The sequence below is a fragment of the Planotetraspora silvatica genome (assembly GCF_016863315.1).
Classification (GTDB): Bacteria; Actinomycetota; Actinomycetes; order Streptosporangiales; family Streptosporangiaceae; genus Planotetraspora; species Planotetraspora silvatica.
The window spans coordinates 21,628-46,269 of record NZ_BOOQ01000022.1 but is presented as its reverse complement, the minus strand read 5'-3'; the positions used below and the strand labels follow the sequence as shown (position 1 = coordinate 46,269).

Sequence of the window (24,642 nt, the reverse complement as noted above, 5' to 3'; positions counted from 1 at the left end):
GTTCCTTCTTCGAGACGGAGGTGGGACGGCCTTCGACGCGGAGGTGGGACGGCGCCGTTCATCACGGCGCCGTTCATCAGAGCGGCGACATCACGTTCGTTACGACGGCATGGAAGCCAGCCACGACCTCGCAGGCGAAGGCGGTACGGGAAACCCCGACCGCGCGCAGGGCGTGACCGTGGTCGAGCACGACCACGGTCACCACGCCGGCCAGCGACAGCCACCACAGGACGGAGGCGGCCGCCCGCGACAAGCGGGAGAACTCCTGGAAGGACCGCCGCAGCCGGTCGCAGTGGAACGGCACGTGGCGGAGCTCGTCCGCGAGGATCCGGCCCGCCACCTCCGTGGAGAGGGGGTCGCGGACGCCGTCGTGCACAGCCCGGTAGTAGCCGAGCGCGACCACCTCGGCGAGCATCAGGACCATCAACTCCGTGCGCAGGCCGAGGAGCCGCCGCAGCCGGACGAAGACGGCGTCGGTCCAGTGGCCCGCGATCGTTGCCGCGCCCGCCGCCACGAGCAGGCGGCCCAGCAGGCGGGCGTGCTCACGCTCCTCCGCCACGAACAGGCGGACCGCGTCCGCGTACACGGGGTCCGCCGCCAGGTCGGCCTTACCCATGAGACCGCCGCCGTCGCCATCCTCCCCCACCTGGAAGCGCTGGAGGCTCCGCACCAGGGGAGGCGACAGCTGCGCCCCCTGGCCCCAGTCGGGGTCGCCCCACGTCCGCCGGAGAAGGGCCGCACCCTCGAAGTCGCGCAGCCAGTTGGTGAACTCGCCGGTTTCGACCGTCATGGCCCCCGAACCTACGAAACCGATGTGCAGATTCCCGGGGTGGGTTTGTAGAGGTTCGGTGCCCGTACGGCGGGCAGCGCATCGACACGGGGCTGCACGGCGTCGGTTCCGCCGATGATGCGCGAGGGCAGATCCCCGGGCTCGAGACAGGCTGTTGTCGAGGTGCTCGTTCGGCAGCAACTTCGAGGAGGCGGAGGCGTCGTTGGACGGGGCGCCAACCAGGCCGTTCGCGCTCGGCGTCCCAGTGCACAGCCAGTGCTGTAAGTGGTCGCCGACCGGATCAAGACGTAGATCATCTCGCGTGCAGACCCGGAACCCGACCTGCCGCCACATCATGCTGAATCGTCTCAGCTCGGCCCGCCTGCCTCGCGTTTCGATGACCACCAATATGGTCACGATTAGTGCGCAACCGCTGCCTGAGAACGTGCCAGCGATGACGATATCGACGTGACCAAAGGCAGGGTCCGCTGGCGGATCCCGCTCGCCGTGCTAGCCGTCCTCGCCGTGGGCGCGCTGGTGGTCGCGGTGTGGCGGGCGTGGACGCCGGCCGCCGAGGTCAACCTTGCCGACGTCGTCGCCGTGGCGCTGGCCGCGGCCACCGCAGTAGGCGCGGTGGTGGCCTGGGCCCGGCGTTCCACCGCGGCGGCCGTCCCGACCGACCCCGACGTGGAGACCGCCGCCCAGGTGCTGGCCGGCCTGGTCGAGCGGCAGTGGCATGCTGAAGCCCGGCACCGCCTGCTGGACGATCCCGAGCCCATCCCGGTGCAATGGCAGCTCACCACCGACCAGACCGTGATGAGTCACTCGCGCCTGATCGCCGCCGAGGGCGAGCCGCTCTTCGCCGGCCGTAGCGACGACATCGCCCGCATGGCCCGCGATTTCCGCGTGCTGATCCGGCGGCGGCTGGTCATCACCGGCGGGGCGGGCATGGGCAAGACCACCTTGGCGGTGCAACTCCTCCTGCACCTGTTGGCCACACGCCAGAAGGACAGGCACGGCGTCGCCGAGGGCGAGATCGTGCCGGTGCCGGTGCTGTTGCCGGTCTCGGGCTGGGACCTCGACGCCCACCCCCGGCTGCAGGATTGGCTCACGGTTCGCTTGGCCCAGGACTACCCGGCGCTGGCCGCCCCGCAGCTTGGCGTGGGCGCCGCGGCCGCGCTCGCCGAGGGCGGCCACATCCTGCCCGTCCTGGACGGGCTGGACGAGATCGCCGATGATGCCCGCGCCCGGGTCATCGAAGCGCTCAACGCCTCGCTGACCGCCGCCGACCAACTCATCCTCACCAGCCGCACCGCCGAGTTCGCCACCGCCATCACCGCCGCGGGTCGGCCTCTGAATGCCGCTGCGGTCATCACCCCCAAGCTCCTCACCCCGCAGGCAACCGCCGACTACCTGACCGCGTGCCTGCCCGCCACCCCACGGCCCGCCTGGCAGCAGGTCCTGGCCGCTCTGCGGTCCCGTGCCGTCCCCGGCCTGTCCCAGCTCGCCGCCACCCCCTTAGGGCTGTGGCTGATCCGCACCGTCTATCTCACCCCTGGCGCCGACCCCACTCCGCTGACCGGCCTCCTTGGCGGTGATGCCGCCGCACTGCGTGCCCACCTGCTCGACGAGCTCATTCCCGCCCTGATCGCCACCCGGCCGCCCAGCACCGACCCCGCCGACCACTTCCGACCTCGTCGTCGGCTCGACCCGGACGCCACCCGTCGTTACCTGGCCTACCTGGCCCGCGCTTTCCCTCCGGAAGCCACCCGCGACATCGCCTGGTGGCACATCGCCAGGACTGCCAACTGTTTTCGGCTGAGGGTCAGACTCGCGGCCGGGCTGTTGTTCGGGCTCGCGGCCGGGCTCACGGGAGGTCTCATGTTCGGCATTGCGGATGGGTTCAGGTTCGACCTTTGGCTCGAATTCGGTCCCGGCACTTGGTTCAATTGGGCGCTCGATGGTTGGCTCCGATTTGGGATTGCGTTCGGCGTAGCGGCCGGCGTTGCGTCTGGGATCACGACCGGCACATGGGTTGATCATCGCCCTGGTTACGCCAGCCTTCACCTGAGCGGACGAACGAACATCCTCATCCGATCAATTAAGAGATCATCGCTCACATACGGGCTTGTGCTCGGGCTTGTGCTCGGGGTCGCGTTTTTGCCACAGGTCGGCATCGCAACTGCTTTCCTGATCGGGTTCGGAACCTGCCTCGCCGCCGGGTTCACGGACGGACTGATCGAGTGGTCTGAACAACCCAGTCTCACGTCAACCAGCACGCCCCGTTCGAGTTGGCGAGCCGACAAGACCCTCACTTTCCTCCGAGCGATCACTGGTCTCGTTGTTGGGCTCACGTTGGCGGCTGGATTCGCGCTCATGTCCACACCCGGGTTGTCGCTTGGGGAAGGCCTCGTGTTCGGACTTCTGGGAGGCCTCGTGCTCGGCCTTGCGTATGTCCTAAACGGGAGTCATCACGCATGGCTGGCCTGGGCACTATCCCGCAGCACACTTGCCTTTGCACACCGGCTTCCCTGGCAGATCATGGACTTCCTTGACGACGTTCACCGGCTGGGACTACTACGCGCTGTCGGGCCGGTCTACCAGTTTCGCCACGCCGCCTTGCACGACCACCTAGCTGCAGCCGACAACCCCCGTTGAGATCTGCGGATCTGGCGATGTCCGACGGCACCGTTCGCTGGCCGGGTTCGGCCTGAAGCCATTCGAGCATCACGGCGACGACGCTCGGCTGGGAAGCGGCGCTGATCGACTGGCCGGTCTCGTCGTGTTTGGTGAGGATCACCTCGTCGGCGTAGGCCTCCTCCAGCGGGACGGTCGGCACGAACTGATGGCAAGGGACAGCACGAAGCGCCGCTTCAACGCGTGCGGTGCATACAACTCTCTACTCGCGAAGCCGGTCGACCAGCGCGTGTCGGGGTTGAAAGCGGGGGAAATGGCGGCCTCTCCGGATCTTTCCGAGCGCGGCCTGATTATGGTTGCCGGATGCGATACGAGTGGGGCGAGTACGCCTTTGACGGAGGGGTCACCGTGGAGTGCCCTTCCGCGGACGTCCTGCGCTGGCTGGTGATGCCCGATCTCATGAGCAGGTGGATAGCCGGCCTGGACGCAGTCACCCTCATCGATTCGCAGCCCGATGTCGTCGGCGCCCGCACCAGGCTGGATTACGGAGGTGGCGCACGCAGCCCAGGCACCTTTCATGGGGAAGTCGTGGAGCTGAGTGACCAGGTACTCGTCCGGTGCTACCGGCCTGCGTTCGGTCAAGACAAGTACGAACGGACCGTCCGCTACGACTTGCGCGCCATCGGTGCGGCAACCGCATTGCGCTGCTCGGTGCAGACCAGGCTCCTCGGTGTGCCCGCCGTACTCAGGCGGCTCCCGCAGCGGAACGAACAGGTGCATCTGAACCGCAGTCTGGAACGGCTGCGCTCCTTGGCTGGAGGGCGGCAACAGCTGCCACTCCTGCGTCGGATCCGCGACTCCGGGCTGCAGTCGCAGCCTCTCTAGCGGCTCGCCGCACATGATTGGCCGGTGGCGAGATCCCTCGAGGGGCCCTCTCACCGGAGGACCATCGACTCGGATCCCGCCTAGTCCGTGCCGCGCGATCTTCTCTCGGCCCATGGCGCAACCCGTCCGACAAGGTTTCAGGTCACGCCGATCGGGCGAGCCTGGCGAACGAGAGCACGACCACCGTCGACAACAACCAGCCCAGCAGGCCGGCCACGTTCAGCAGCGTCGAGACCAGCGAGCCGTGAGCGCTGCGCGTCTCGGGATACCACGTCGCCCGCTGGCCCAGTGAGATGAGTGGCACGACGGTGTCCACGCTGTAGAACAGCGGGTCGAAGCAGCGCACCTGCCCGTCCCCGCACGGCCCCGGACGGGCGGCGCGCGGCGCCGCCGCTGCGGTGGCGTCTTGTCCCGCTGCCTCGCCGTCGACCGTGACGAGCCGCCCGTCCACCGCGTACACGTTGCCCCGCGGGTCGGTGGCCCGCATGGTCTGCTGGACCGCGGGAGTCGCCATCATGACCCCCACCACGACGAGTAACGCGCCGAGCAGCCACAACGTGCGTCCCGGCCGATAGCCGTAGCCGACGCTCAGACCGTACAGCAGGTCGAGCGCGCCTTGGATCCACTGGCGGGGCGAGCGGCCGCGCGCGGCCGCCGCCTTCCGCGCCTGTCGGCGCTGCTCGATGAGCAGCCGCTCGGCCTCCGTCGCGCGGCCGTGCTGGCGTAACACCCTGGCCGCCTGCTCGTACGGCCCGGCGTCGAACGAGCTCATCCCGCGCAGCCAGTCCCTGCGGACCCGCCAGTCCCATGAGCCGTCGAAGCGGTCGTAGACGAATCCGGCGATCGCCGCCGCGCGCGGCCACCGGTCGGGGTCGTCGGTGAGCACGGTGGTGGACGCGCCCGTCAGGTCGACCACGGGCGGCACCTGCGCCCATCGCAGGCGCATGCCTCCTCGCGCTGTGGCCGCCACCGCCCAGAGTCCTTCGCCGAACGTGCCGCCTTCACAGTCGAGGCGCCCCTCCACCGTGCACCTGTTCAGCAGCACCCGGCCTTCGGCGGAGAAGCCTCCCGACAACGAGACCGAACCGCGCACCACGGCCCGCTGGAGTGACAGCGCCTCACCGCCCGGGTTGTTCAGCCGGGCGTCATGGGCGTCCACGATGCCGCCGACGGTCGCGGAGCGGAACCTCAGCCGGCCGCCGTTCGCCTCCAGCCTCCGCAGGTTCACCACGTTGTCGACGACGACCCCTTCCGCGGCGATGAGCGAGCCGCCCTCCGGGTCGCTCCACGTCGTCCCCTCGAGGGTGAGGTCGCCCCTGATGTGGGTTCCGGCCAGCCGCAACGTGCCGCGGACCGCCACGCCGTCCTCAATGAAAAGGCTGGAGCGCAACTCGGCATTGGTCAGGTCGAGCGCACGCCCGCCGCCCGCGGCCAGCTCGCATCCCCTGTGGATGCGGATGGTGCTGAACGAACCCATCGCGAGGTCGACCCCGCCTTCGATGCGGCAGGCGCCTTCGACGCTGAGGTCTCCGCCGACGTACAGGCCGGGCGCGCTCACCGCGGTGCCCCCGCTGCGGCTATTCGAATAGCCGGCTCCTCTGACCTCTTCCGTGGGTTCGACGGTCACGTTGCGCACCAGCACTTGCCCGGAGATCCGGGCGTTGCCGAGGTCGAGGCGGCCACGGATGAGTGGACGGCGGCCCGTCCAGTCGTCGACGAGGAAGAAGCTTCCGCCGATGTGCGCATCGCCCAGATCGAGGGCCAGCCCCCGGTCCGGCCGGGTCAGCCGGGCTCCGGCCAAGTCCAGCGAGCCCTCCACCTGAGCTCCGATCAGCCGGATCCCTCCACGCGCCTCGAATCCGTGGAGCAGCCGGATCGTCCCGCCGACCCGCATCCGGTCGGCCTGTACGGCCCGCATACGTGAGTCGATGACCGTGTCCAGGCAGAGGATGCGGCCGCCGATCTCCGACTCGCAGAGCCAGACCGCCGCCGTGCACGAGGTGCTCGCGGACGTCCACAGGTCACCCGTGATGCGCGATCGCGACAGATCCAGATCGCGGCGCACGCGCATGCCGTTGCCCAGAAGTCCCGGCACCGTGCAGGCGTCCAGGGTCAACACGTGCAGGTCGGCGCCGTCCAGATTGACCGGCCGGTCGAAGGAGCAGCCGACGAAACGCAGAGGAAAGGGAACCTGCATCCCGCTCAGGTCGAGGTCGCCGTCGATCCTGGCTCCCTCGATCGTCAGCCCACGCGGGTCGACCTCCTCGCGCCCGCCGCGGCACAGCTCACGCACCAGCCTGGCGGGCACGACGAGGCCCTCACCCTCCCGGGCGCGTACGGCTCGGCCGGCCGTACAGGCCTGGGCGAGGGCCGCCGCGCTGAGAACTCGCACCCTTCGGGGCCGGACCTCCGCCGTGCCGAAGAACTTGAACGCGTCCGCCAGCCGATCCGTCAAGCGCATGAAAGCCGAGACTATTCGTCAGATGACGAAGACGGCGTATTCATCGAAATGCGGAACGCAGGCCCCGACCGAGGAGGGACCGGTGGGATTGACTTTGAGGCAGTCTCCCGGAACGCCCTGCACGAAACTCCGGACGTAGTACACCTTCGCCTCGCCCCAGGTCGACGTGCGCTGGAGCAGCCACCGCTGGTACGGCCCGTTGTCACAGCCGTACAGGACCACCGCCGTGCTCGTCGCCGGGCTGGGCACCTTGCCCAGGCACAACGGCGTTCCGATGACGGCCAAGGTGACCACCTGGAATCCCTGATAGGTGGAGACGACGGTCATGTCCCACACCAGAGGGTTGCCGGTGAGCGTGTTCACCGGGGCTCCGAAACCGAGCCCTCCTTGCACTCCGACGTGCCTGTCCATGCCCGCAGTCAGCGGCCTGATGTAGACGGCGGAGGGGACGGCTGCCGCCGCCGGTGTGACGGGCGCCCCGGCCAGCGCCGCGGTCAGCAGGATGCTCGCCGCCGCCGTCAGCGCGCGGCGCACTAATCGCTTCATGACAGGGCTGCCCTTCCGCCGACGAAACCCTCCCAATTGTGAACGGAAGCCAGGGCGATCACCATCGGCGCCGATCAGGCATTTCGCCGGCCCCTGTCCGGGTACAGGGTGCGCACGCGCACGTCGTTAGATGGCGGCATACAGGCCTATACGCCCGAAAACCGTTTGCCTCGCCTGGTGGGCTCAAGGAAAGTTGTGTCCATGACGCTCTGACGGACAGCACCCCGGCTACTCCCGAAATGCCACGGCGCCGACGCGCGCCGTAATGCCGTCCGCCCGTACCTTTTTCAGCGAAGAGAGCTCTTTGTCTCAGCAACACTCCCGGCAGGAGTCACTGCTGCCGTCCGCCCCGGCCATGGGTTCGGCCACCGTCGCCGTGTTCGCCTCCCCCGAAAGCTGGATCGAGTCTGATGCCCTCGCGCAGTGCCACCAGGTGGCAGCCCTCGACGGCATGATGCACGTCGCCGCGATGCCGGACCTGCACCCTGGCAAGGGCGCCCCCATCGGGGCCGCCATGGCGTCGACCGTGTTGTATCCGTTCCTGGTGGGTTCCGACATCGGTTGCGGCATCGCCGTGTTTCCCATCAAGCTCAAGCGCGCCGTACCCACGAAGGTCGCCGCGCGATTCCCCGACCTCGATCGCGCCCTGGACCCTGAGCGGGATGCCGACCACCCGGCCTGGGCCGTCGTGCAGGGCGATGTTCCAGCCGGCCACCTCGAGGGCCTCGGGACGGTCGGCCGGGGCAACCACTTCGTCGAACTGGCGCGGATCGGAACCGTCTTCGAGCCGGGCCACGCGAGCCGTCTCGGACTCGCCGCCGACGACCTGGTTCTCATCGTCCACAGCGGTTCCCGAGGACTGGGCGAACGGATCCTGCGGGCGCACACCGCGGTCCACGGCGCGGGCCCCGCCCCTGATCCCGGCGCCTACCTGGCGATGCACGACGAGGCCGTACGCTGGGGATCGCTCAACCGGCGGCTGATGGCCGCCCGGGTCGCCCATGCCCTGGGCGCCGAGCCCACCGAGCCGCTCGTCGACCAGTGCCACAACCTGGTCGAGATCCGCGACGGGGTCTACCTGCACCGCAAGGGGGCGGCGCCGGGTGACGGCCGCGACGTGCTCATCGCCGGTACGCGAGGCACCCATTCCTACCTCGTGGCCGCCCACGCCGGGCCGGACGCCAACCATTCCGTGGCGCACGGCGCGGGCCGCAAGATGTCGCGTGCAGACGCCCTGCGCCGGGGCCGGGCCAAGCACACGGTCGAGGAGCTGCGCCGTACGCCGGTGGGGTCGGTGGTGGTGTGCGGCGACCGTCAGCTGCTCTTCGAGGAGGCACCAACCGCCTACAAGCGCATCGAGCAGGTGATCGCCGACCTCGTCGACCATGACCTGGCCACGCCCGTGGCCACCACGGTCCCGCTGGTCACCTACAAGACGCCCGACCTCGGGTCCACGTCCCGGCGTGACCACCGAGACGATCGGGACCACCGCCGCAGGCAAGGCCGGCCGTGAGCGTCCACCTGCTCCTGTCGGCCGGGCGTGGCCCGCAGGAGTGCGCCTGGGCGCTGGCCCGGCTGCTGCATCGCCTGGAAGCCGACGCCACCCGGCAGAATCTGGAGACTCGTCGGGCCGAGACCGTTCCCGGTGACCGGCCCGGCACCTACCGATCGGTCCTGATCCAGATCGCAGGAACCGGCGCCGAGGCGTTCGCCGCCTCGTGGACCGGAACTCTGTGTTGGCAGGCCCCCAGCCCCTACCGGGCCAGCACCGGCCGAAAGAACTGGTACGTCATCGCCCAGCCGTGCCAGGTCGACACCCCGCGCACGACCTTCGCGGAAGCAGACGTCGACATCGTCGCCTGCCGTACCGGCGGCCCCGGCGGTCAACATCGAAACAAGGCCAGCACGGCGGTGCGGGCGACCCACCGGCCCTCGGGGATCGTCGTCGTGGTCGACACCGAGCGGCAGTTCAGCCTCAATCGCCGCCTCGCCATGCAGCTGCTGCGACAGCGCATCGAGCGCGGCGAGGAGGCGGCAGGGCGCGCCGTCACCACCGCCCGCTGGCGCATCCACGACGAGCTCGTACGCGGCAACCCCACGCGTATCGAGCGTCCGGAAGTGTCGAAGCAGGACCCGGCCCCCCAGGAGCAGACGCACCAGCGGCGGCAGTCCACCCGACCACGCCCACCGAGGAAGGAGAATCGCACCTGACAACATGAGGATCGCTAGGACAAGAACACGCGTAGTGATGATTGCGGCAGGATGAGCAGGTGCTCATCGTGCGCGGGACCAAGAAGCTGCTCGACCGTATCGGCCCGCCCAGCCTGGGTGAAGGCGAGCACTCCACCACCTTGTTGGGCCAGTGGTACGCCACAGCCGTGTTCTGGAAACCCCAGGTCGCGCTGTTCGTCAACGAATCGACGCTGCTACCCGTGCTGATGCCGCTGGCCCCCGCAGCGACCCTGCTGGCCAGATTCCCGCAGCAGGTCGCCACGGTGCTCGCCGCGCATGGAACCCCCGACACGATCATCGACGATGAAGTGCGGCAGATGCGCGACCGTTGCCTCGCCAAGACCGCCAACCGCAGCGTCGTCGGCATCCTGAACGAGTTCACTTACCTCGCCGAGACCTACCGCGGTGACATCCCGCCGCCGGATCTGCTCGGCCTCGCGATGCGCTTGGCGACCACACCCTGCGGACCCCTCTACAGCAAACACATCAGTCCCGACCGCGAACTGCAGGCGTTGCTGCGCGCTATCGCCCCTCGAACGAGCTGACCCATCGACGACGGCCACACCGCCGCGCAACGATCGAGGCAGGACCGGACACGATCCCCTCCGTGGCATGAGCGGATGTTGTCAGAGGCCGAACAACGGCCGGCAAGCCTCCGTCCCGTCCACCCTCACGGCGGGCCGCTTCTCCTGAGTCCACCTCTCCCGGGTGAGCCGCAGGCGGTCGGATACGACGGCCTCGTCGCCGCGGGCATCGACCGAGATGCCGTCGTACTCATAGCCGAGCTTGCGGGACACGCCCTGAGAGGCATGGTTGTCCTGGAAGACCTCGGTGAGTGCGGCACGCGCGCCGAGGTGGTCGAAGGCCAGCGTCAGCAGGCCGACCCGAGCCTCGGTTCCGTAGCCCTTGCCCTGGTGTTCGATTCCCAGCCACGCGGATGTCGTGACCTCCCGAACAACCGGGAAGTCACGCGCTCGAAGGGTGACCACGCCAAGCGGGTCTCCATGACAGAAGACTCCAAGCCCGAGCCGCCACGCTGCCACGCTCCAGCCTCCAAGCTTGCCCCAGTGTTCCTGCAGCACGAACCGGGCCCGATCCTCGGGGCTGCCGTCGGTCCAAGGCGTCAGGAACGGACGCTCGTCCGGGCGGTGCACGCCCCTGGCGGCGAGGTGAGCAAGCTCCGCCAGTTCCTCTTCACGGGGCAGGCGAAGCTCGAGTCGGGGCGTGAAGATGGTGAGGCCGTATTGGGGCCACAGATCAGCAAGCATGGACTCGATCCTGACGATCAAGCCCCCCGCCGCGCCACTGGTTTGCCGCGACAGCGCTGTCATGCAGACGAGGACGATAGAGCATCGTGATCACGGCGGGGGATTGGGCTATTCGCCGGTGACGCCGTCGATCCGCTCGCGCAGCAGATCGGCGTGGCCGTTGTGCCGGGCGTACTCCTCGATCATGTGGACGAGGATCCAGCGGTGGGAGCAGTCCTGCCCGTGGCGCTTCTGCTTGCCGATGGCGTCCAGCGGTACCTCGGCCGAGAGCTTGCGGGCGTGCTCGACCTCGGCCCGCCAGGTGGCGAAAGCCTCCTCGGCGGAGGCGGTGTCCACGTCGTTGAAGTCGGCGTCGAGGTCGTCGGTCTTGTAAAGGAGGGGGATGTCCTCGCCGTTCAGCACGCGGCGGAACCAGGCGCGCTCCACGTGTGCCATGTGGCGTACCAGCCCGAGCAGCGACATGGTCGACGGCGGCACGGAGCGTTCGCGGAGTCGCTCCTCCGAGAGCCCCGCGCACTTGACGATCAGGGTCTCGCGGTGCCAGTCGAGCCAGTTGTTCAGCATGGCGCGCTCGTCGCCGATGAAGGGAGGGGGAACGCGGTTGTCGGTCACGGCTCACGATCCTCTCACCGGGGGAAGTGTCGTCTGGTCATGGCCGATGATCCGCCGGAGTCGCTCAAAGGCGTATTGCCGGATCGCACTACACTCCTGTGACCCGTCGTCTGGCCGGCACGAGCGCTACGAGCTGCCATGGGCCATTGATGTCATCCACAGGAAGGCACCGACATGATCGACTTGCGCAGCGATACCGTTACCCGTCCGAGTCAGGCGATGTTGGCGTCGATGGTGGCAGCCGAAGTCGGTGACGACGTCTGGGGCGACGACCCGACCGTCCTGCGCCTGCAAGCGGCCGTCGCGGAGCGCGCCGGCAAGGAAGCGGGTCTGTTCTTTCCGAGCGGCACGCAGAGTAACCTCGCCGCGTTGATGGCGCATTGCAGCCGCGGCGACGAGTACATCGTCGGCCAATTGGCGCACACGTACAGGAACGAAGGCGGCGGCGCGGCCGTGCTCGGCAGCATCCAGCCGCAGCCCATCGAAAACGCCGCGGACGGTTCCCTGCCGCTCGACGAGATCGCCGCGGCGATCAAGCCGATCGACGATCACTTCGCACGCACGCGCTTGCTCGCGCTCGAGAACACGATCGGCGGGAAGGTGCTGCCGTCCGGGTATGTCGCCGAAGCGGTCGCGCTGGCGAAGGGCCGCGGTCTCGCGACGCACCTCGACGGCGCGCGCGTCTGCAACGCGGCCGTCGCGTCGGGTCAATCGATCGCCGCGCTCTGCGCACCGTTCGATTCGGTCTCGATCTGCTTCTCGAAGGGTTTGGGGGCGCCTGTCGGTTCGGTGCTGGTCGGCAGCGGCGCCTTGGTCGAGAGCGCGCGCCGCTGGCGCAAGATGCTGGGCGGCGGCATGCGGCAGTCGGGCCTGCTCGCGGCGGCATGCTTGTACGCGCTCGAACACAACATCGATCGTCTCGCGGAAGACCACGAGAACGCCGAGCATCTCGCGCGCGGGCTCGCGGAGATCGACGAGGTCCGCGTGCAATCGCACGCGACCAACATGGTGTTCGCGCAGTTTCCGCAGGAGCATTGCGCGGCGCTCGAAGCATCGCTGCACGAGCGCGGCATCCTCACGCAGATTCTGTACGGCACGCGCTTCGTCACGCACATGGACGTCAAGCGGGCGGACATCGATATGTTCGTGTCGGCAGTGAAGTCGTATTTCGTGAAATAAGCGTCGCGAACAACGCGGCCTATCTGTCGCCGCCGGCCATGCCGCCGTGACCCCCAGGACTCCCGCGGACCCCGAGGACGGCGATACTCACGTCTCGCCCAAGCCGAATCGTTGATCAGTGCCGAAGCGGCTCGCCGTGATCGTCGACCGGGGTGAACGGCTCACCGCGGACCAGGCGGATGATCGCCTCATCCGGGGTCGCGCCGATGAGGAACTCGCCGGCCTCGTGCAGGAGGTAGACCCGGCCGTCGGCGGCGCAGACGATGTCGCCGGGGCCGTCCTCGTACCAGGCGAGCGGGAACACCGGGACGCCGATGTCGGTGCCGAACGCCACGAACAGGTCGACGAGCACCCGGCCCTCGGTGGGCCACACCTGCACGTCGTAGCCGCCGCTCGTCGAGCCGGGCTGCTTGAGTTGCCGGAAGGACAGGCCGCCGAACTCATCGAGCAGTTCGCGGGCCGCCGGGTGGATCGGCAGGCGGTCGGCGGAGCCGGGGATCCCGGCGTACAGATCCCGGAGCCACGTCGACACCCAGGCACTGACGTCGCGGTCGGAGCGCCAGCCGACCGCGGTCAGCACCCGGCGCACGTCCTCCGGCAGGCTGACCGGCGGACATGACCGGGCGACCTCCGTGGCCTCATCCGGCGTCACCGACGCACACACCTCCCTATCCGGCCGACTCGCTATACAAGGTGTATATCTTGCTCTCGCCGGGCGAGGGGGCGCGGTCCGGCCGGCGCGGGCGGCGGTCCTGGATCAGTGGAGATGCGGATGAGTGATCGCGAGCTTACGACGGTCTACGTCTTCCGGCTCGGTGAGGCCTACGACGACCTGGAGCCCATGTTCTCCGTCGACGGCCGGGACTACACCGACCCCGACTCCGTGCGCGCGGACGTCCGCGCCGCGTCACTCGCGCTGAGCGAGCGGAATCTGATCGCCGACTACGAGACGTCGCAGGCCAGTCCGACGACACCGCGGACCGGGCTGCCGTCCTGGCCCCAGTGGCGGGCCCGGCACATCGAGAACGAGGAGCCGATCGGCGTGCGACCGCGTCCGGCCCACCAGGCGACCCCGCCCGGTTGGGACGACATGGGCCGCTGGCTGGAGCACTCCGAGATCTGGCTGCGCGGGCAGGTCACCGGTGCGGCCGGCGTGGTCGCGGGCGGCCGGGTTTCGGTCATCTCGGACATCGGCCCCCAGCGGGTCGGCCGCGGCTCGATCGATCTCGCCGAGGAGCAGTACCGGGTGGACTGCGCCTTCCTGGTGGTGCCGCCCGCCGGTCGGCCGATCCCGGAGCTGCTCGAGGCCATCGCCGGATGGCTGCGCGCCGCCGGCTGGACGATCGTCGAGCGGGTGGAGAAACCCCGCTCGACCACCGTCGTCGCGACGAACATGGGCCACGAGATCGCCCTGGTCTGGCCGCACCGCGACGCCTCCGTCACGCTGCTTGGGAAGTCGCCGACCGTCGACGCGACGTGGTTCGGGCGGGACGGTCCTGCCGCGGACGTTTGACGGAGGGACGTCTACGGCCTGCCCGACACGTCCGAGCCCGGCGCGGACGCGGTGTCGAGGAGGACGGCGAACATGTCCTGTGCCGTGGTGCCGTCCGGCAGAGGCCAGTCGGCGGTGATGTGCCCGATGACCTGCGGCGCCTGGGCAGCACTGCTCGGTCGAGACGAAGACCTGCCAGTGGGCGGACAGCCACTCCATCAGGCGTCAGATCGGCCACGACTCCTGTCGCCAGGCGGCGTCCCAGAACATCCATTCGTAGCGAGACGTGGTGATGAAGTGTTCCCGGGCGCGGGAGCGTTGAGCGTCGGTCGCTTCGTCCCCGACCCGGTCGGCCAGGGCGACCACCCGGCGGACCACGCTCTGAAACGCCTCGTCCCCGTAGGTGGCGATCCAGCGGCGGTAGAGCGGGTCGGGTGACGAGCGTTCGAGCAGTGCCTCGCCGACGCGGGCGTAGATCCAGTAGCAGGGCAGCACCGCGGCGAGGCCGTCAAGGAACGAGCCGCCGTACACGGTCGCGAGCAGGTAGCTGGTGTAGGCCCGAGTGGTCGGCCCCACGGGCACCGTCGCGGCCTGCTCGGCGGAGCCGCCGAGATCGGCCATGAACGCGCCGTGCATGTCCTGCTCCGCGGCGATCGCTCCCGCGGCGTCACCGGCGAAGGCTCGTACGTCGTCCTCGGCCGGCGCCTTGGCCGCGCACAGCGCCAGGGCCCGGGCGTAGTCGCGCAGGTAGTGCGAGTCCTGCACCACGAATTGCCGGAAGGCGTCGTGCGGCAAGGAGCCGTCGACCAGGCCCGTGATGAACGGATGGTCGAGGATCGCCTGGTAGATCGGGGCGATCGCGTCCCACAACTCTTCACTGAACGGCCGCTGGGTCGCGTGCGGAAAGGTCGACTCGGACATCGTTTCGGACCAGCTCCCTACGCCGGCATGACCCGGTCAGGTTCGAGCGGTCTGTGGCCGCGCCAGCCACACTCTCAGCCCGGTGCGCCGGGCTCCCGCGGTGTCGTGGTCGAGGCTAACGCACGGAACCCCTGCTACCGCAATGTCTCCGCCCTAAGATCGCGTATATGAAGAAGGGCCGCATCGCCGACATTGCCGACATCGCCCGGTGGTTGTGGCGCGAAGGTGGACCCCGGCGACTGGTCCGGTGAGGGCGACCACGAACGGACGCGGATCGTCGCCGGTCACATCGAGGGCGTGGCGACCGTCCTCCACCATCACCATCACAGCGAGGACGAGCACGTCTGGCCCTTGCTGCTGGAACGCGTCCCCGAGGATCTGGCGCCCGTCGTCCGCCTGATGGAGAGTCAGCACGAGGAGGTCGCCAGGACGGCGGCCGGGGTCGACGAGGCGATCGCCGCCTGGCGCGGCAGTGCCGGCACCGAGGCCCGCGAGGCCCTGGCCGACGTCCTCGACCGGTTCCTCCCGCTGCTCAAGGAGCACCTGGGGGTGGAGGAGGAGCACGTCGTCCCGCTCATGGAGAAGCACATCACCCTCACCGAGTGGAATCGGATGGTCCAGGCGGGAGCGGCCGACGTCGACCCGGAGGGCCTGCCGCTCGGCTTCGGCATGTTGATGTACGAAGGCGATCCCGAGATCGTCGAACTCGCCATCTCCAACATGCCGCCGGAGGCTCGCTCGGTCATCGGGACGATGGCCGCACAGGCTTTCGCGGCCCACTCCGAACTGATCCACGGGACCCCGACCCCACCGCGCAGCACCGAGTTGTGACCCCGTCGCGTCGGACGTCGTCGGAGCGGCACGCCCTCGCTCCGATGGCCTGTCAGGTATCGGATATATCGTGATTTGTCGTTCGTAATGGTCATCCCCTAGTATCCCCCCGGTTAGGTAAGCCTTACCTAGTTTGATCGGGCGAACGGGGCACAGGGTGGGCGGCGGGCGATGAGGACGAACAGGCGCCTCGCCGTACTGGCGGGGTCGGCGGTGCTGCTGGCCGCCGCCGTGTTGCTGAGCCTGGCGGCGGGCAGCCGGGGGATCGCACCCGGCCGCGTGCTGCAGGTGTTGCTGCGGCCGGACGACAGCGACGCGAGCGCCATCCTGTGGTCCCTCCGGGTGCCTCGGACGATCATCGGGCTCGCCGTCGGCGCGGGACTGGCCACGGCCGGAGTCCTGATGCAGGCGCTCACCCGGAACCCGCTGGCCGATCCGCGGATCATGGGCGTCTCGTCCGGCGCGTCGCTGGGGGTGGTCGCGGCGATCAACGTCTTCGGACTGACCACGCTGCCCTCCTACATCTGGTTCGGCATCGCCGGCGCCGCGCTGGCCGGGACCTTCGTCTACGCCCTGGCGGCCCGTGCCCGCGACGGTGCCTCGCCGGTCACCCTCGCGCTGGCGGGCACCGCGCTGGACGCCTCGCTCACCGGCGTGGTGATCGGGGTCCTCACGGTCAATGTGAAGACCTTCGACCAGTACCGCTTCTGGGCCGTCGGATCGTTGTCCGGCCGCCCGATCGAGGTCGCCCTGTGGGTGTTGCCGTTCGTGGTGGCCGGAATCGTGCTGGCCTTCGGCGTCGCCGGCGGCCTGGACGCCCTCGCCCTCGGTGACGACGTCGCCCGCGGCCTCGGCCGGAACGTCGGCCGGGTACGGCTGGCGGCCGCCGTCGCGGCGATCGTCCTGACCGGAGCCGCGGTGGCCGCGGCCGGGCCCATCGGGTTCGTCGGGCTCGCCCTTCCGCACCTGGCCCGCGGGCTGGTCGGCGCACACCACCGGTGGGTGATGGCCGTGTCGCTGCTGCTCGGGCCCGCGCTGCTGCTGGGAGCGGACGTGATAGGCAGGCTGGTCGTTCCGCCCGCCGAGATCAGAGCGGGGATCGTCACCGCGCTCGTCGGCGCCCCCTTCCTGATCCTGCTCGTCCGGCGCGGACGGACGGTGACCGCATGAGGACCGGCGCGCCGTCCTATCCGGTGGCGGGCCGTGTCGTCGTGAGCGCCGGGCCGCTGACTTTCGTGCTGCGCCGCCGCGCGGCGGGGATGTTCCTGCTGCTCCTCGCCCTCACCGCGGTCGCCGTGGTGCTGTCGCTCGGCGTGGGCAGCACGTTCGTGGCCCCCGCCGACGTCGTGCGCGCACTCGCGGGCGACGGGCCCTTCACCATCGTCGTCCAGGATCTGCGGCTTCCGCGGATCGTCGTGGCCCTCGCCGTCGGCACCCTGCTCGGGCTGTCCGGGGCGCTGCTGCAGGCGGTCAGCAGGAACCCGCTCGCCAGTCCCGATGTCATCGGCGTCAGTCAGGGCGCGGGATTCGCCGCGACCGTCGTGATGAGCACCGACCTGGGCGCCGCGTGGCTGGGGCCGTTCGCGCTGCTGGGCGGCCTGACCGCGGCCACGGTGGTGTTCACGCTGTCGTGGCGCTACGGCCTGGCCGCCCGCCGCTTCGTGTTGTGCGGGATCGCGGTCGCGCTGGCGACGAAGGCGCTCACCGAGATCTTCATCGTGGGCGCCGACGCCATCGACGGGCAGCGCGCCCAGGTCTGGCTGGCGGGCAGCGTGGCGGGGACCGGCTACGCCGAGGCGCGGATCCTGCTGATCCCGCTGGTGGTGCTCCTGCCGGTGCTGCTGTGGGCCGGACGCGCGATGGACACCACGGCCCTGGACGACGGGGTCGCCCGCGGCCTCGGCGTACGGGTGACGCAACGACGTCTCCTGCTGGGCGTGGTGGGGGTGATCCTCGCCGCGCTGGCCATCTCGCAGGCGGGGGCCGTCGACTTCGTCGCGCTCGCCGCCGCCCAACTCGCCCGTCGCCTCGTGCGCGCCGAGCGCCCGCCGCTGGCCTGCTCCGCCCTCGCGGGAGCGCTGCTGACCGTGGTCGCCGACCTGGTCGCCCGTACGGCGTTCGCGCCCGTCCAGCTTCCCGTCGGCGTGCTCACCGCCGTCCTCGGGGGCCCCTATCTGCTGTGGCTGCTCGTACGGAGGACGCCCTGATGACAGATGAGCACGTGCCGCCGTCCCCGACGGACGGCGGCGAGTCGCGCGCGCCCGTACGGCTGGCCGCCCGCGACCTGAGTGTGGGATACGGCAACCGGCTGGTCATCGAGGGACTCGACCTGGAACTGCCGGCCGGCGCCTTCACGGTGATCATCGGCCCCAACGCCTGCGGGAAGTCCACCCTGCTGCGCACGATGGCGCGACTGCTCGCCCCTCGCGGCGGCGCGGCGCTCATCGACGGGGTGGACCTGCACGCCCAGCCCACCCGTGAACTCGCGCGCCGGCTCAGCGTCCTGCCGCAGAGCCCGGTCACTCCCGAGGGGGTGACCGTGGCGGACCTGGTGGCCCGCGGCCGCCAGCCGTACCAGCGGTGGTTCCGGCAGTGGGGTGCGGAGGACTCCGTTGCCGTCGAGCGGGCGCTGGCCCTGACCGGGCTGGCGGATGTGCGCGACCAGAGCGTGGAGGCCCTCTCCGGCGGCCAGCGGCAGCGGGTGTGGATCGCCATGACGCTCGCGCAGGACACCGACGCGCTCCTGCTCGACGAGCCCACCACATATCTGGACCTCGCCCACCAGGTCGAAGTCCTCGACCTGCTGCGGCGGCTGAACCGCGACGGCGGGCGCACCGTGATCGCCGTGCTGCACGACCTCAACCAGGCGTGCCGATACGCCGACCACCTCGTCGTCATGAAGGACGGCCGGGTGGTCGATCAGGGCGCGCCGGACAAGGTGATGAGCGCCGAATGCCTGGCCGAGGTGTTCGGCCTCGGCGGCGTGGTGGTGCCGTGCCCGGTGACAGGGGCGCCGATGGTCGTGCCGGACGCACCGGCGTAACTGGAAAGCGATAGGAGAAGACACAGTGAGGTTCCACGGATTCAGCCGGCTGGCCAGGGGGGTGGCCGTCGTGGCGATGGCCGGTCTGGCCCTGACCGCGTGCGGCGGCGGGAGCGGCAGTGGCGACTCCGGCTCGCCGGCCGGCGCCACGCGCACCGTGAAGCACGCCATGGGTGAGACGAAGGTGCCCGAGCACCCGTCGCGCATCGTTGTGCTCGACACCGACAAGCTGGACTCCCTCTACACGCTCGGCATCACTCCGGTCGGCGCAGCCCTGCCGGACGAGCAGTCCGGTATCCCGAAATATCTGGGTCCGTCCTTTGCCACGATCAAGTCGGTCGGAACGCTCCAGGAGCCCGACCTCGAGGCGATCGCCGCGCTGCAGCCCGATCTGATCCTCGGCTCGAAGTTCCGGCAGGAGAAGTTCTACGACGAGCTGTCGAAGATCGCGCCCACGGTGTTCACCGAGAAGGTCGGCATCACCTGGAAGGAGAACTTCCTGCTGGACGCGGACGCGGTCGGCAAGAAGGCCGAGGGGGAGCAGAAGCTCCAGGCGTACGAGGCGCAGGCCAAGGCGGTGGGGCAGGAGCTCGGCGACCCGGCCAAGCTGAAGATCAGCCTGATCCGCTTCAGGCCCGCTGAGATCCGCGAGTACGGGCCCGACTCGTTCGCCGGGATCGTGCTGAACGACATCGGCGTCGGCCGTCCGCAGCAGCAGCTCCTCGAGGGCAAGGCCGACCGGCGGTTCGCCCCGATCAGCCCGGAGCAGATCGACCAGGTCGACGGTGACATGATCTTCGTGAGCGCCTTCGGGGCGGACGCCGCCAAGCAGCAGGCCCAGGTGACCGCCGGACCGCTGTGGAACAAGCTCAGCGCCGTCAAGGCCGGGCACGTGCAGGTCGTGGACGACGAGATCTGGATGACCGGCATCGGGGTCACCGCCGCGGGAAAGGTCGTCGACGACGTCAAGAAGGCCCTGACGCCGCTGGTTCAGAAGTGACCGTGCGCACCCGCGCTCGCTGAATCCGCTCGCCGATTCAGGCAGCCCCCGGCCGATGGCCGGGGGCTGTCTGGAATGACCGACTTTTTGCAATAAACAACCATTTTGTCAACATGTGTCACGTACGTTATGGCGCAGAGATTTGAGGACCGAAGAACAGATAGCCGTTCACATGGAACAGAACGCCTCACAGCCGCCGGCTTCGCCGATCGGCGCGCCCTCGGCGGACCCGCCCGGCGACGACTGCCGCACCGCGTTTCAGAGGCTACGGGTCACCGTGCTGAGCAAGCCGACCACGGTCACGCCGGTGCAGCGCTTCGGGTGGATCGGGCCGGTCTCGTTCGGTGAGGCCATCCACGGGGTGGATCTGCGGGTGGAGGGCAGCGAGCTGCGGGCGAGTTACCACCTGAATCTTCCGATCTCCGGCCACGTCGAGACCCGGCATCGCGGCGTGGACGTCGTCGCGACGCGGGACAGGGCCGTGGTGTTCCGGCCCGAGGGCGACACCGTCCTGACAAGGTGGGCCGGAGACTGCCGGCTGGTCTGCGTGGGGTTCGAGCGGACCGCGCTCGACCGGGCGCTGGAGGCACTGCTGGGGCAGCCGGTGACCTCGCAGATCCCCTTCGCGTCGAGCCTGGACATGACGACCGGTCGCGCCCGGAGCTGGGCGCGGATGCTCATGATGCTCAACCATCAGCTCGGTGACGCCGACAGCGTCGTCCTGCAGCCACTGGTCGCGCCGCCGCTCGTGGACGGCTTCATCCGCGGCTTCCTGCTGGCCACGGATCATCCGTACCGCGAGATGCTCGACGCGCCGGCCGAGGCGGGCCGTCCGATCGCGATCCGCACGGCGATCGACATCATGGAGGCCGAGCCCCAGACGCCGCTGACGATCTCCACGCTCGCCGCGCGATGCCACGTCAGCGTACGGACGCTGCAGGAAGGCTTCCAGCGCCACGTCGGGATGCCGCCCATGGCCTATCTCCGCAAGGTACGGCTCCGTCGCGCGCACGACGACCTGCGCGCCGCGGACCCGTCGGTGCAGACGGTGGCGTCGATCGCGCGTTCCTGGGGGTTCACCCACCTGGGCCGGTTCGCCGCCGCGCACGAAGCGGAATACGGCATGTCACCGGTCCGCGTCCTGCGTGCGCCGCGCTGAGCGTGCCGGCAGGGCCCGCGCGCGCACGGTCAGGCGGGCAAGGCCTGCGCCCGCCCGTCGGCGCCCTTCGAACAGGCTCCGGCCAGTTCGTCCAGGGACATCTCCAGTGCGGCGGCCAGGGCCGCGACGGTGAAGAAGGCCGGGGTCGGCGCACGCCCGGTCTCGATCTTGCGCAGCGTCTCCGCGGACACTCCGGCCGCCGCCGCGATCTCCACCATGCTGCGCTCGCCGCGCGCCTGGCGCAGCAGCGAGCCGAACCGTTCTCCGCGCTGCCGCTCCCACGGAGTCAAAGGAGTCCTCACCATGCCCGTGATACTAATACCGGTATAAGAATTGGACCGCCAGTCGGGGGTTGGGAGTCGCACGAGATGGTCGAGATCAAATCCGACACGGCGCTGGACGCGATGCGGGAGGCCGGGCGCGTCGTCGCCCACGCGCTCGCCGCCGCCCGCGAAGCGGCGGACGTGGGAGTGTCACTGCGCGAACTGGACGAAGCGGCCCGCGCCGTCCTCGGCGAAGCCGGGGCCGGCTCACCCTTCCTGGGCTACCGGCCCGCCTTCGCCTTCAGTCCCTTTCCCGCGGTGATCTGCACGTCGGTCAACGACGCCATCGTGCACGGCATCCCCACCGACTACCGTCTCCGCGACGGCGACCTGGTCAGCGTCGACTGCGGCGCGGAGCTCGACGGCTGGACCGGTGACGCCGCCGTCAGCTTCATCGTCGGCACCCCCAGGCCCGCCGACCAGGCGCTGATCGATGCCACGCAGAAGGCCCTCGACGCCGGCATCGCCGCGGCGATGCCGGGCAACCGCATCGGCGACATCGGCCACGCCATCGGCGCCGTCGCCCGGTCGGCTCGCTGCGGCATGCCCAAGGACTTCGGCGGCCACGGCATCGGCCGCCGCATGCATGAAGACCCCCACGTGCCCAACCGGGGGCGGCCGGGCCGCGGATTCCCCCTGCGTCCCGGCCTGACGCTCGCCATCGAGCCGATGTTCATGGCCGGCGGGCGTGACGACTACCGCACCGCCTCCGACGGATGGACCCTGCAGACCGTCGACGGCAGCCGGGCCGCCCACATCGAGCACACCGTCGCCGTCACCGAGGAGGGGCCCCGCATCCTCACCCTGCCCTGAGTGGGTCCGCGCCGCCGGCCGGGGATCCGGGTGTGTCACCGCCGGTCAGCGGAAACGCCGGCCGCCGATGACCAGGAGGAGTTCGCGAAGGGCGTCGGCGGCCTGCCGTACGGCGTCTTCCGGAACGTCGCGCAGGATTTCGCCGTGTGCCCGGACCGAGGCGGCCAGCGCGGCCTCCGTGACCCGCACACCCTCCTCGGTCAGGCGGACCCAGCGGCTGCGCGCGTCTCCCGTGTCCGCCTCGCGCTCGACGTGTCCCGCCGCCGTCAGCCGCTGCAGGACGTTGCTCGTTCCTCCTGACGTGAGGAAGAGGGACCTGGTCAGCTCGCTGGGCTTGAGCCGGTACGGCTCGCCCGCGCGGCGCAACGCGGCCAGCACGTCGAACTCGGCGTAGGTCAGGCCGAGTTCGGCGAGCGCGTTCCTGATCGCCTGCTCCAGCAGCCCGCCGACGCGCGACACCCGCTTGCTGAGCTCGAGCCAGGCCACGATGTGCGGCTCCATGCTCGACTCCCACGCCGGAACAAGCGCGTCGACCTCGTCTCGTTCCCCTTCGTGCACGGGTCGAGAGTACCTCTCTCGCCACATTGCTTTTAAAAAAGCTTTTCTCTAAGCTTTCGGCATGACTACAAGACTGCTCATCAAGGGCGGCGTCGCCGTCGACACCGACCCCGTCACGGTCGCTCCCGCCGACGTGCTGGTCGAGGACGGCAGGATCGCGGCCGTGTGGCCGGACCTGCCCGAGCCCGAGGGCGCCGAGGTGATCGACGCGCGCGGCATGCTCGTGCTGCCGGGCTTCGTCGACACCCACCGGCACACCTGGCAGGCGGGGATCCGGGCGATCGGCCCCGACATCGCCTTCTCCGGTTATCTCGAGCGCGTCCTCGGGAGACTGGCTCCCGCCTACCGGCCGGAGGACGTCTACGCCGGCAACCTGGCAGGAGCCCTGGAGTGCCTCGACGCGGGCATCACGACGCTCGTCGACTGGTCGCACATCCAGTTCACCCCCGATCACACGGCGGCGGCCGTCGAGGCGCTGCGTCGTTCGGGGATCAGGGCCGTCTTCGGATACTGCCACCCCCAAGGCGGCGATCCCGAAGCGCTGGCCGCGCAAGGACGCCGGGTGCACGCCGAACACTTCGGCACGGCAGGCGGCACGGTGACGATGGCGATCGCCCCCCTGGGACCGGAGATCGTCAGCGAGGAGGAGGCGCTGCACGAGTGGCGCCTGGCCCGCGACCTCGACCTGCCGGTGACCGTCCACATGGGCTACGACACCGAGCGCGCCGACCGCGGGCTCGACTTCCTGGAGCGGAACGGTCTCCTGGCCCCGTCGACGAGCTACGTCCACGGCAACCACTACTCCGACGATGCGCTCAAGCGGATCGCCGCCAGCGGCGGCGCCGTATCCGTCTCACCCGTCGTCGAGGTGGAACTGGGACTCGGCTACCCGATCACCGGGCGTGCGGTGGCGGCGGGCGCCCCTGCGGGGCTCGGGGCGGACACCGTGGTCAGCGGCCCCGGCGACATGTTCAGCCTGATGCGGGCGGCGTACGCCCTGGAGAGGGCACGCCCGAACATGGGCTTCACGACCCGCGACGCGCTGCGGACGGCCACCATCGACGGGGCGCGGACCGCCGGGCTCGGCGACGTCGCCGGATCCCTCGGCGTGGGCAGACACGCCGACCTGGTGCTGCTCAGGACCGACCTGCTCGGAATCGCCCCGGCTCACGACGCGGTGGGTGCGGTGGTGCTCTCCGCCGACACCCGGTCGGTCGACACCGTCATCGTCGGTGGCCGGATCGTCAAGCGGGACGGCCGGCTGCTCCACCATGTCGTCGAGGACGTCCTGGCGCCCCTCGCCGAGTCTGCCGCCCGCCTGGCCGCCGTCTAGCCACCGGATCGGGCACAGGCCGCCTCGACCACCCGGTGTCGCCAGTCGGGGAGCCGTCCGTCCTTCCACGCGAGTCGTATTTCATGACCGCCGCGCGGGCCGTAGACCACCATCTCCAATGACCCATCGGGAGGTTCCGGCCCGCACGGGACCTGGAGGTCGAGGATCAGCGGCCGTCCCGCGCCCCCAGGCAGCGTCTCGGCTTCACCGGGAAGTGAGAGGAGCTCGCCGCCGGCGTCGGGGGCGTGCGGTTCGACGGCGCGGACGGGCAGGGTCGTGCCCGGCGAGATCGACCACGGCTCCGTCCGGACCAGTCCCTCGTTGCGCACCCACACGTGAAGCCGGACGCTCCCGGCCGGCCCGCCGGGCTCGACCAGCGTGGGGGTGACGCTCAGCCGCGGGACGACGGCGCCGGCCCACCAGGCCGTGACCGCGAGCACGGCCATGACGAGGAGGATGGAGGCGGCGACGGCCGTGCGCCGTGTCCGTGATGGGCGGGGGGCGATCAGCGCCCAGGTCTCATCGGTGACCACGACGCCTCCAATTGATCCTGGTGTATTAATATATTGATACATTCAGC

The 24,642-nt window shown here is 69.9% G+C and carries 25 protein-coding genes, 1 pseudogene and 1 riboswitch; of the genes and pseudogenes, 15 read left to right on the top strand and 11 right to left on the bottom strand.

The genetic code is table 11. From position 1 onward, the window contains the following. Positions 1 to 76: 76 nt before the first annotated feature. Complete coding sequence (locus tag Psi02_RS16895) at positions 77 to 790, bottom strand: ferritin-like domain-containing protein (RefSeq protein ID WP_239094944.1); 714 nt, start codon at positions 788 to 790, stop codon at positions 77 to 79. 447 nt (positions 791 to 1,237) lie between these two features. Here Psi02_RS16895 and Psi02_RS16890 point away from each other — a divergent pair, with 447 nt between their 5' ends. Then, positions 1,238 to 3,427: an NACHT domain-containing protein gene (locus Psi02_RS16890; RefSeq protein ID WP_203975150.1), complete on the top strand. Its 2,190-nt coding sequence runs from the start codon at positions 1,238 to 1,240 to the stop codon at positions 3,425 to 3,427. Here Psi02_RS16890 and Psi02_RS41070 read toward each other — a convergent pair. Further along, positions 3,309 to 3,656: pseudogene (locus Psi02_RS41070) on the bottom strand (hypothetical protein); the annotation flags it as partial. The gene Psi02_RS16890 and the pseudogene Psi02_RS41070 sit on opposite strands and share 119 nt — an antisense overlap. A gap of 113 nt (positions 3,657 to 3,769) precedes the next feature. Between Psi02_RS41070 and Psi02_RS16880 the strand changes: the two are divergent. Further along, positions 3,770 to 4,291 (top strand): SRPBCC family protein, encoded by a 522-nt coding sequence (locus tag Psi02_RS16880; RefSeq protein WP_203975149.1) that lies wholly within the window; start codon positions 3,770 to 3,772, stop codon positions 4,289 to 4,291. A 142-nt stretch (positions 4,292 to 4,433) separates the two neighbouring features. Here the strand turns inward: Psi02_RS16880 and Psi02_RS16875 are convergent, their stop codons facing one another. Both Psi02_RS16875 and Psi02_RS16870 read right to left on the bottom strand, forming a co-directional pair. After that, positions 4,434 to 6,752 carry a hypothetical protein gene (locus Psi02_RS16875; protein WP_203975148.1) on the bottom strand — a complete coding sequence of 773 codons (2,319 nt, stop codon included), beginning with the start codon at positions 6,750 to 6,752 and terminating at the stop codon, positions 4,434 to 4,436. 18 nt (positions 6,753 to 6,770) lie between these two features. Then, the gene (locus Psi02_RS16870) at positions 6,771 to 7,298 is read right to left on the bottom strand and encodes a ricin-type beta-trefoil lectin domain protein (RefSeq protein ID WP_203975147.1); all 528 of its coding nucleotides are present in this window, start codon (positions 7,296 to 7,298) and stop codon (positions 6,771 to 6,773) included. A gap of 304 nt (positions 7,299 to 7,602) precedes the next feature. Here Psi02_RS16870 and Psi02_RS16865 point away from each other — a divergent pair, with 304 nt between their 5' ends. The 3 genes from Psi02_RS16865 to Psi02_RS16855 are packed head-to-tail and all read left to right on the top strand — an operon-like array spanning position 7,603 to position 10,075. Next, positions 7,603 to 8,811 (top strand): RNA ligase RtcB family protein, encoded by a 1,209-nt coding sequence (locus Psi02_RS16865; RefSeq protein ID WP_203975146.1) that lies wholly within the window; start codon positions 7,603 to 7,605, stop codon positions 8,809 to 8,811. Continuing rightward, complete coding sequence (prfH, locus tag Psi02_RS16860) at positions 8,808 to 9,509, top strand: peptide chain release factor H (protein ID WP_203975145.1); 702 nt, start codon at positions 8,808 to 8,810, stop codon at positions 9,507 to 9,509. Before Psi02_RS16865 ends, prfH begins: the two co-directional genes overlap by 4 nt. 59 nt (positions 9,510 to 9,568) lie before the next feature. Then, positions 9,569 to 10,075: a DUF6933 domain-containing protein gene (locus tag Psi02_RS16855; protein WP_203975143.1), complete on the top strand. Its 507-nt coding sequence runs from the start codon at positions 9,569 to 9,571 to the stop codon at positions 10,073 to 10,075. A gap of 81 nt (positions 10,076 to 10,156) precedes the next feature. Here Psi02_RS16855 and Psi02_RS16850 read toward each other — a convergent pair whose 3' ends face one another. Further along, positions 10,157 to 10,861 (bottom strand): GNAT family N-acetyltransferase, encoded by a 705-nt coding sequence (locus Psi02_RS16850; RefSeq protein WP_203975141.1) that lies wholly within the window; start codon positions 10,859 to 10,861, stop codon positions 10,157 to 10,159. A gap of 45 nt (positions 10,862 to 10,906) precedes the next feature. Further along, a complete protein-coding gene (locus Psi02_RS16845) occupies positions 10,907 to 11,410 on the bottom strand; it encodes a DinB family protein (protein ID WP_203975139.1) in 504 nt (167 codons plus the stop codon). A gap of 174 nt (positions 11,411 to 11,584) precedes the next feature. Between Psi02_RS16845 and ltaE the strand changes: the two genes are divergently transcribed. Next, on the top strand, positions 11,585 to 12,589 hold the full coding sequence (gene ltaE, locus Psi02_RS16840) for a low-specificity L-threonine aldolase (RefSeq protein WP_203975136.1): 1,005 nt from the start codon (positions 11,585 to 11,587) through the stop codon (positions 12,587 to 12,589). 115 nt (positions 12,590 to 12,704) lie between these two features. Here ltaE and Psi02_RS16835 read toward each other — a convergent pair whose 3' ends face one another. Then, complete coding sequence (locus Psi02_RS16835) at positions 12,705 to 13,241, bottom strand: SUKH-3 domain-containing protein (RefSeq protein WP_203975135.1); 537 nt, start codon at positions 13,239 to 13,241, stop codon at positions 12,705 to 12,707. Between the two features lie 120 nt (positions 13,242 to 13,361). Here Psi02_RS16835 and Psi02_RS16830 point away from each other — a divergent pair, with 120 nt between their 5' ends. Continuing rightward, the gene (locus Psi02_RS16830) at positions 13,362 to 14,102 is read left to right on the top strand and encodes a hypothetical protein (RefSeq protein WP_203975133.1); all 741 of its coding nucleotides are present in this window, start codon (positions 13,362 to 13,364) and stop codon (positions 14,100 to 14,102) included. A gap of 204 nt (positions 14,103 to 14,306) precedes the next feature. Here Psi02_RS16830 and tenA read toward each other — a convergent pair whose 3' ends face one another. Next, the gene (gene tenA / locus Psi02_RS16825; protein ID WP_203975131.1) at positions 14,307 to 15,002 is read right to left on the bottom strand and encodes a thiaminase II; all 696 of its coding nucleotides are present in this window, start codon (positions 15,000 to 15,002) and stop codon (positions 14,307 to 14,309) included. Beyond that, positions 15,000 to 15,111, bottom strand: a riboswitch (TPP riboswitch). (Overlaps the previous gene by 3 nt.) Positions 15,112 to 15,227: 116 nt before the next feature. On the opposite strand from tenA, the gene Psi02_RS16820 reads away from it, so the two are divergent. The 6 genes from Psi02_RS16820 to Psi02_RS16795 all read left to right on the top strand — a co-directional run bounded on the left by Psi02_RS16820 (position 15,228) and on the right by Psi02_RS16795 (position 21,035). Beyond that, positions 15,228 to 15,833, top strand: coding sequence for a hemerythrin domain-containing protein (locus Psi02_RS16820; protein WP_203975129.1), 606 nt, complete (start codon positions 15,228 to 15,230; stop codon positions 15,831 to 15,833). A gap of 171 nt (positions 15,834 to 16,004) precedes the next feature. Further along, on the top strand, positions 16,005 to 17,003 hold the full coding sequence (locus Psi02_RS16815; protein ID WP_203975127.1) for a FecCD family ABC transporter permease: 999 nt from the start codon (positions 16,005 to 16,007) through the stop codon (positions 17,001 to 17,003). Further along, positions 17,000 to 18,040 (top strand): FecCD family ABC transporter permease, encoded by a 1,041-nt coding sequence (locus tag Psi02_RS16810; protein WP_203975125.1) that lies wholly within the window; start codon positions 17,000 to 17,002, stop codon positions 18,038 to 18,040. Before Psi02_RS16815 ends, Psi02_RS16810 begins: the two co-directional genes overlap by 4 nt. After that, the gene (locus Psi02_RS16805; RefSeq protein ID WP_203975123.1) at positions 18,040 to 18,876 is read left to right on the top strand and encodes an ABC transporter ATP-binding protein; all 837 of its coding nucleotides are present in this window, start codon (positions 18,040 to 18,042) and stop codon (positions 18,874 to 18,876) included. The genes Psi02_RS16810 and Psi02_RS16805 overlap by 1 nt, the downstream gene beginning before the upstream one ends. A gap of 25 nt (positions 18,877 to 18,901) precedes the next feature. After that, positions 18,902 to 19,876 (top strand): ABC transporter substrate-binding protein, encoded by a 975-nt coding sequence (locus Psi02_RS16800; RefSeq protein WP_239094943.1) that lies wholly within the window; start codon positions 18,902 to 18,904, stop codon positions 19,874 to 19,876. 172 nt (positions 19,877 to 20,048) lie between these two features. Beyond that, a complete protein-coding gene (locus tag Psi02_RS16795) occupies positions 20,049 to 21,035 on the top strand; it encodes a helix-turn-helix transcriptional regulator (protein ID WP_203975122.1) in 987 nt (328 codons plus the stop codon). A gap of 29 nt (positions 21,036 to 21,064) precedes the next feature. Here Psi02_RS16795 and Psi02_RS16790 read toward each other — a convergent pair whose 3' ends face one another. Further along, positions 21,065 to 21,340, bottom strand: a complete 276-nt coding sequence (locus Psi02_RS16790) for a helix-turn-helix domain-containing protein (RefSeq protein ID WP_203975121.1) — start codon at positions 21,338 to 21,340, stop codon at positions 21,065 to 21,067. Between the two features lie 63 nt (positions 21,341 to 21,403). Here Psi02_RS16790 and map point away from each other — a divergent pair, with 63 nt between their 5' ends. Then, positions 21,404 to 22,171, top strand: a complete 768-nt coding sequence (gene map, locus Psi02_RS16785) for a type I methionyl aminopeptidase (RefSeq protein ID WP_203975120.1) — start codon at positions 21,404 to 21,406, stop codon at positions 22,169 to 22,171. 45 nt (positions 22,172 to 22,216) lie between these two features. Here map and Psi02_RS16780 read toward each other — a convergent pair whose 3' ends face one another. After that, complete coding sequence (locus tag Psi02_RS16780; RefSeq protein WP_203975119.1) at positions 22,217 to 22,729, bottom strand: MarR family winged helix-turn-helix transcriptional regulator; 513 nt, start codon at positions 22,727 to 22,729, stop codon at positions 22,217 to 22,219. 61 nt (positions 22,730 to 22,790) lie between these two features. Between Psi02_RS16780 and Psi02_RS16775 the strand changes: the two genes are divergently transcribed. After that, positions 22,791 to 24,062, top strand: coding sequence for an amidohydrolase family protein (locus Psi02_RS16775; protein ID WP_203975118.1), 1,272 nt, complete (start codon positions 22,791 to 22,793; stop codon positions 24,060 to 24,062). Here the strand turns inward: Psi02_RS16775 and Psi02_RS16770 are convergent. Further along, positions 24,059 to 24,595 carry a hypothetical protein gene (locus tag Psi02_RS16770; protein ID WP_203975117.1) on the bottom strand — a complete coding sequence of 179 codons (537 nt, stop codon included), beginning with the start codon at positions 24,593 to 24,595 and terminating at the stop codon, positions 24,059 to 24,061. The genes Psi02_RS16775 and Psi02_RS16770 overlap by 4 nt on opposite strands. Positions 24,596 to 24,642: the final 47 nt, after the last annotated feature.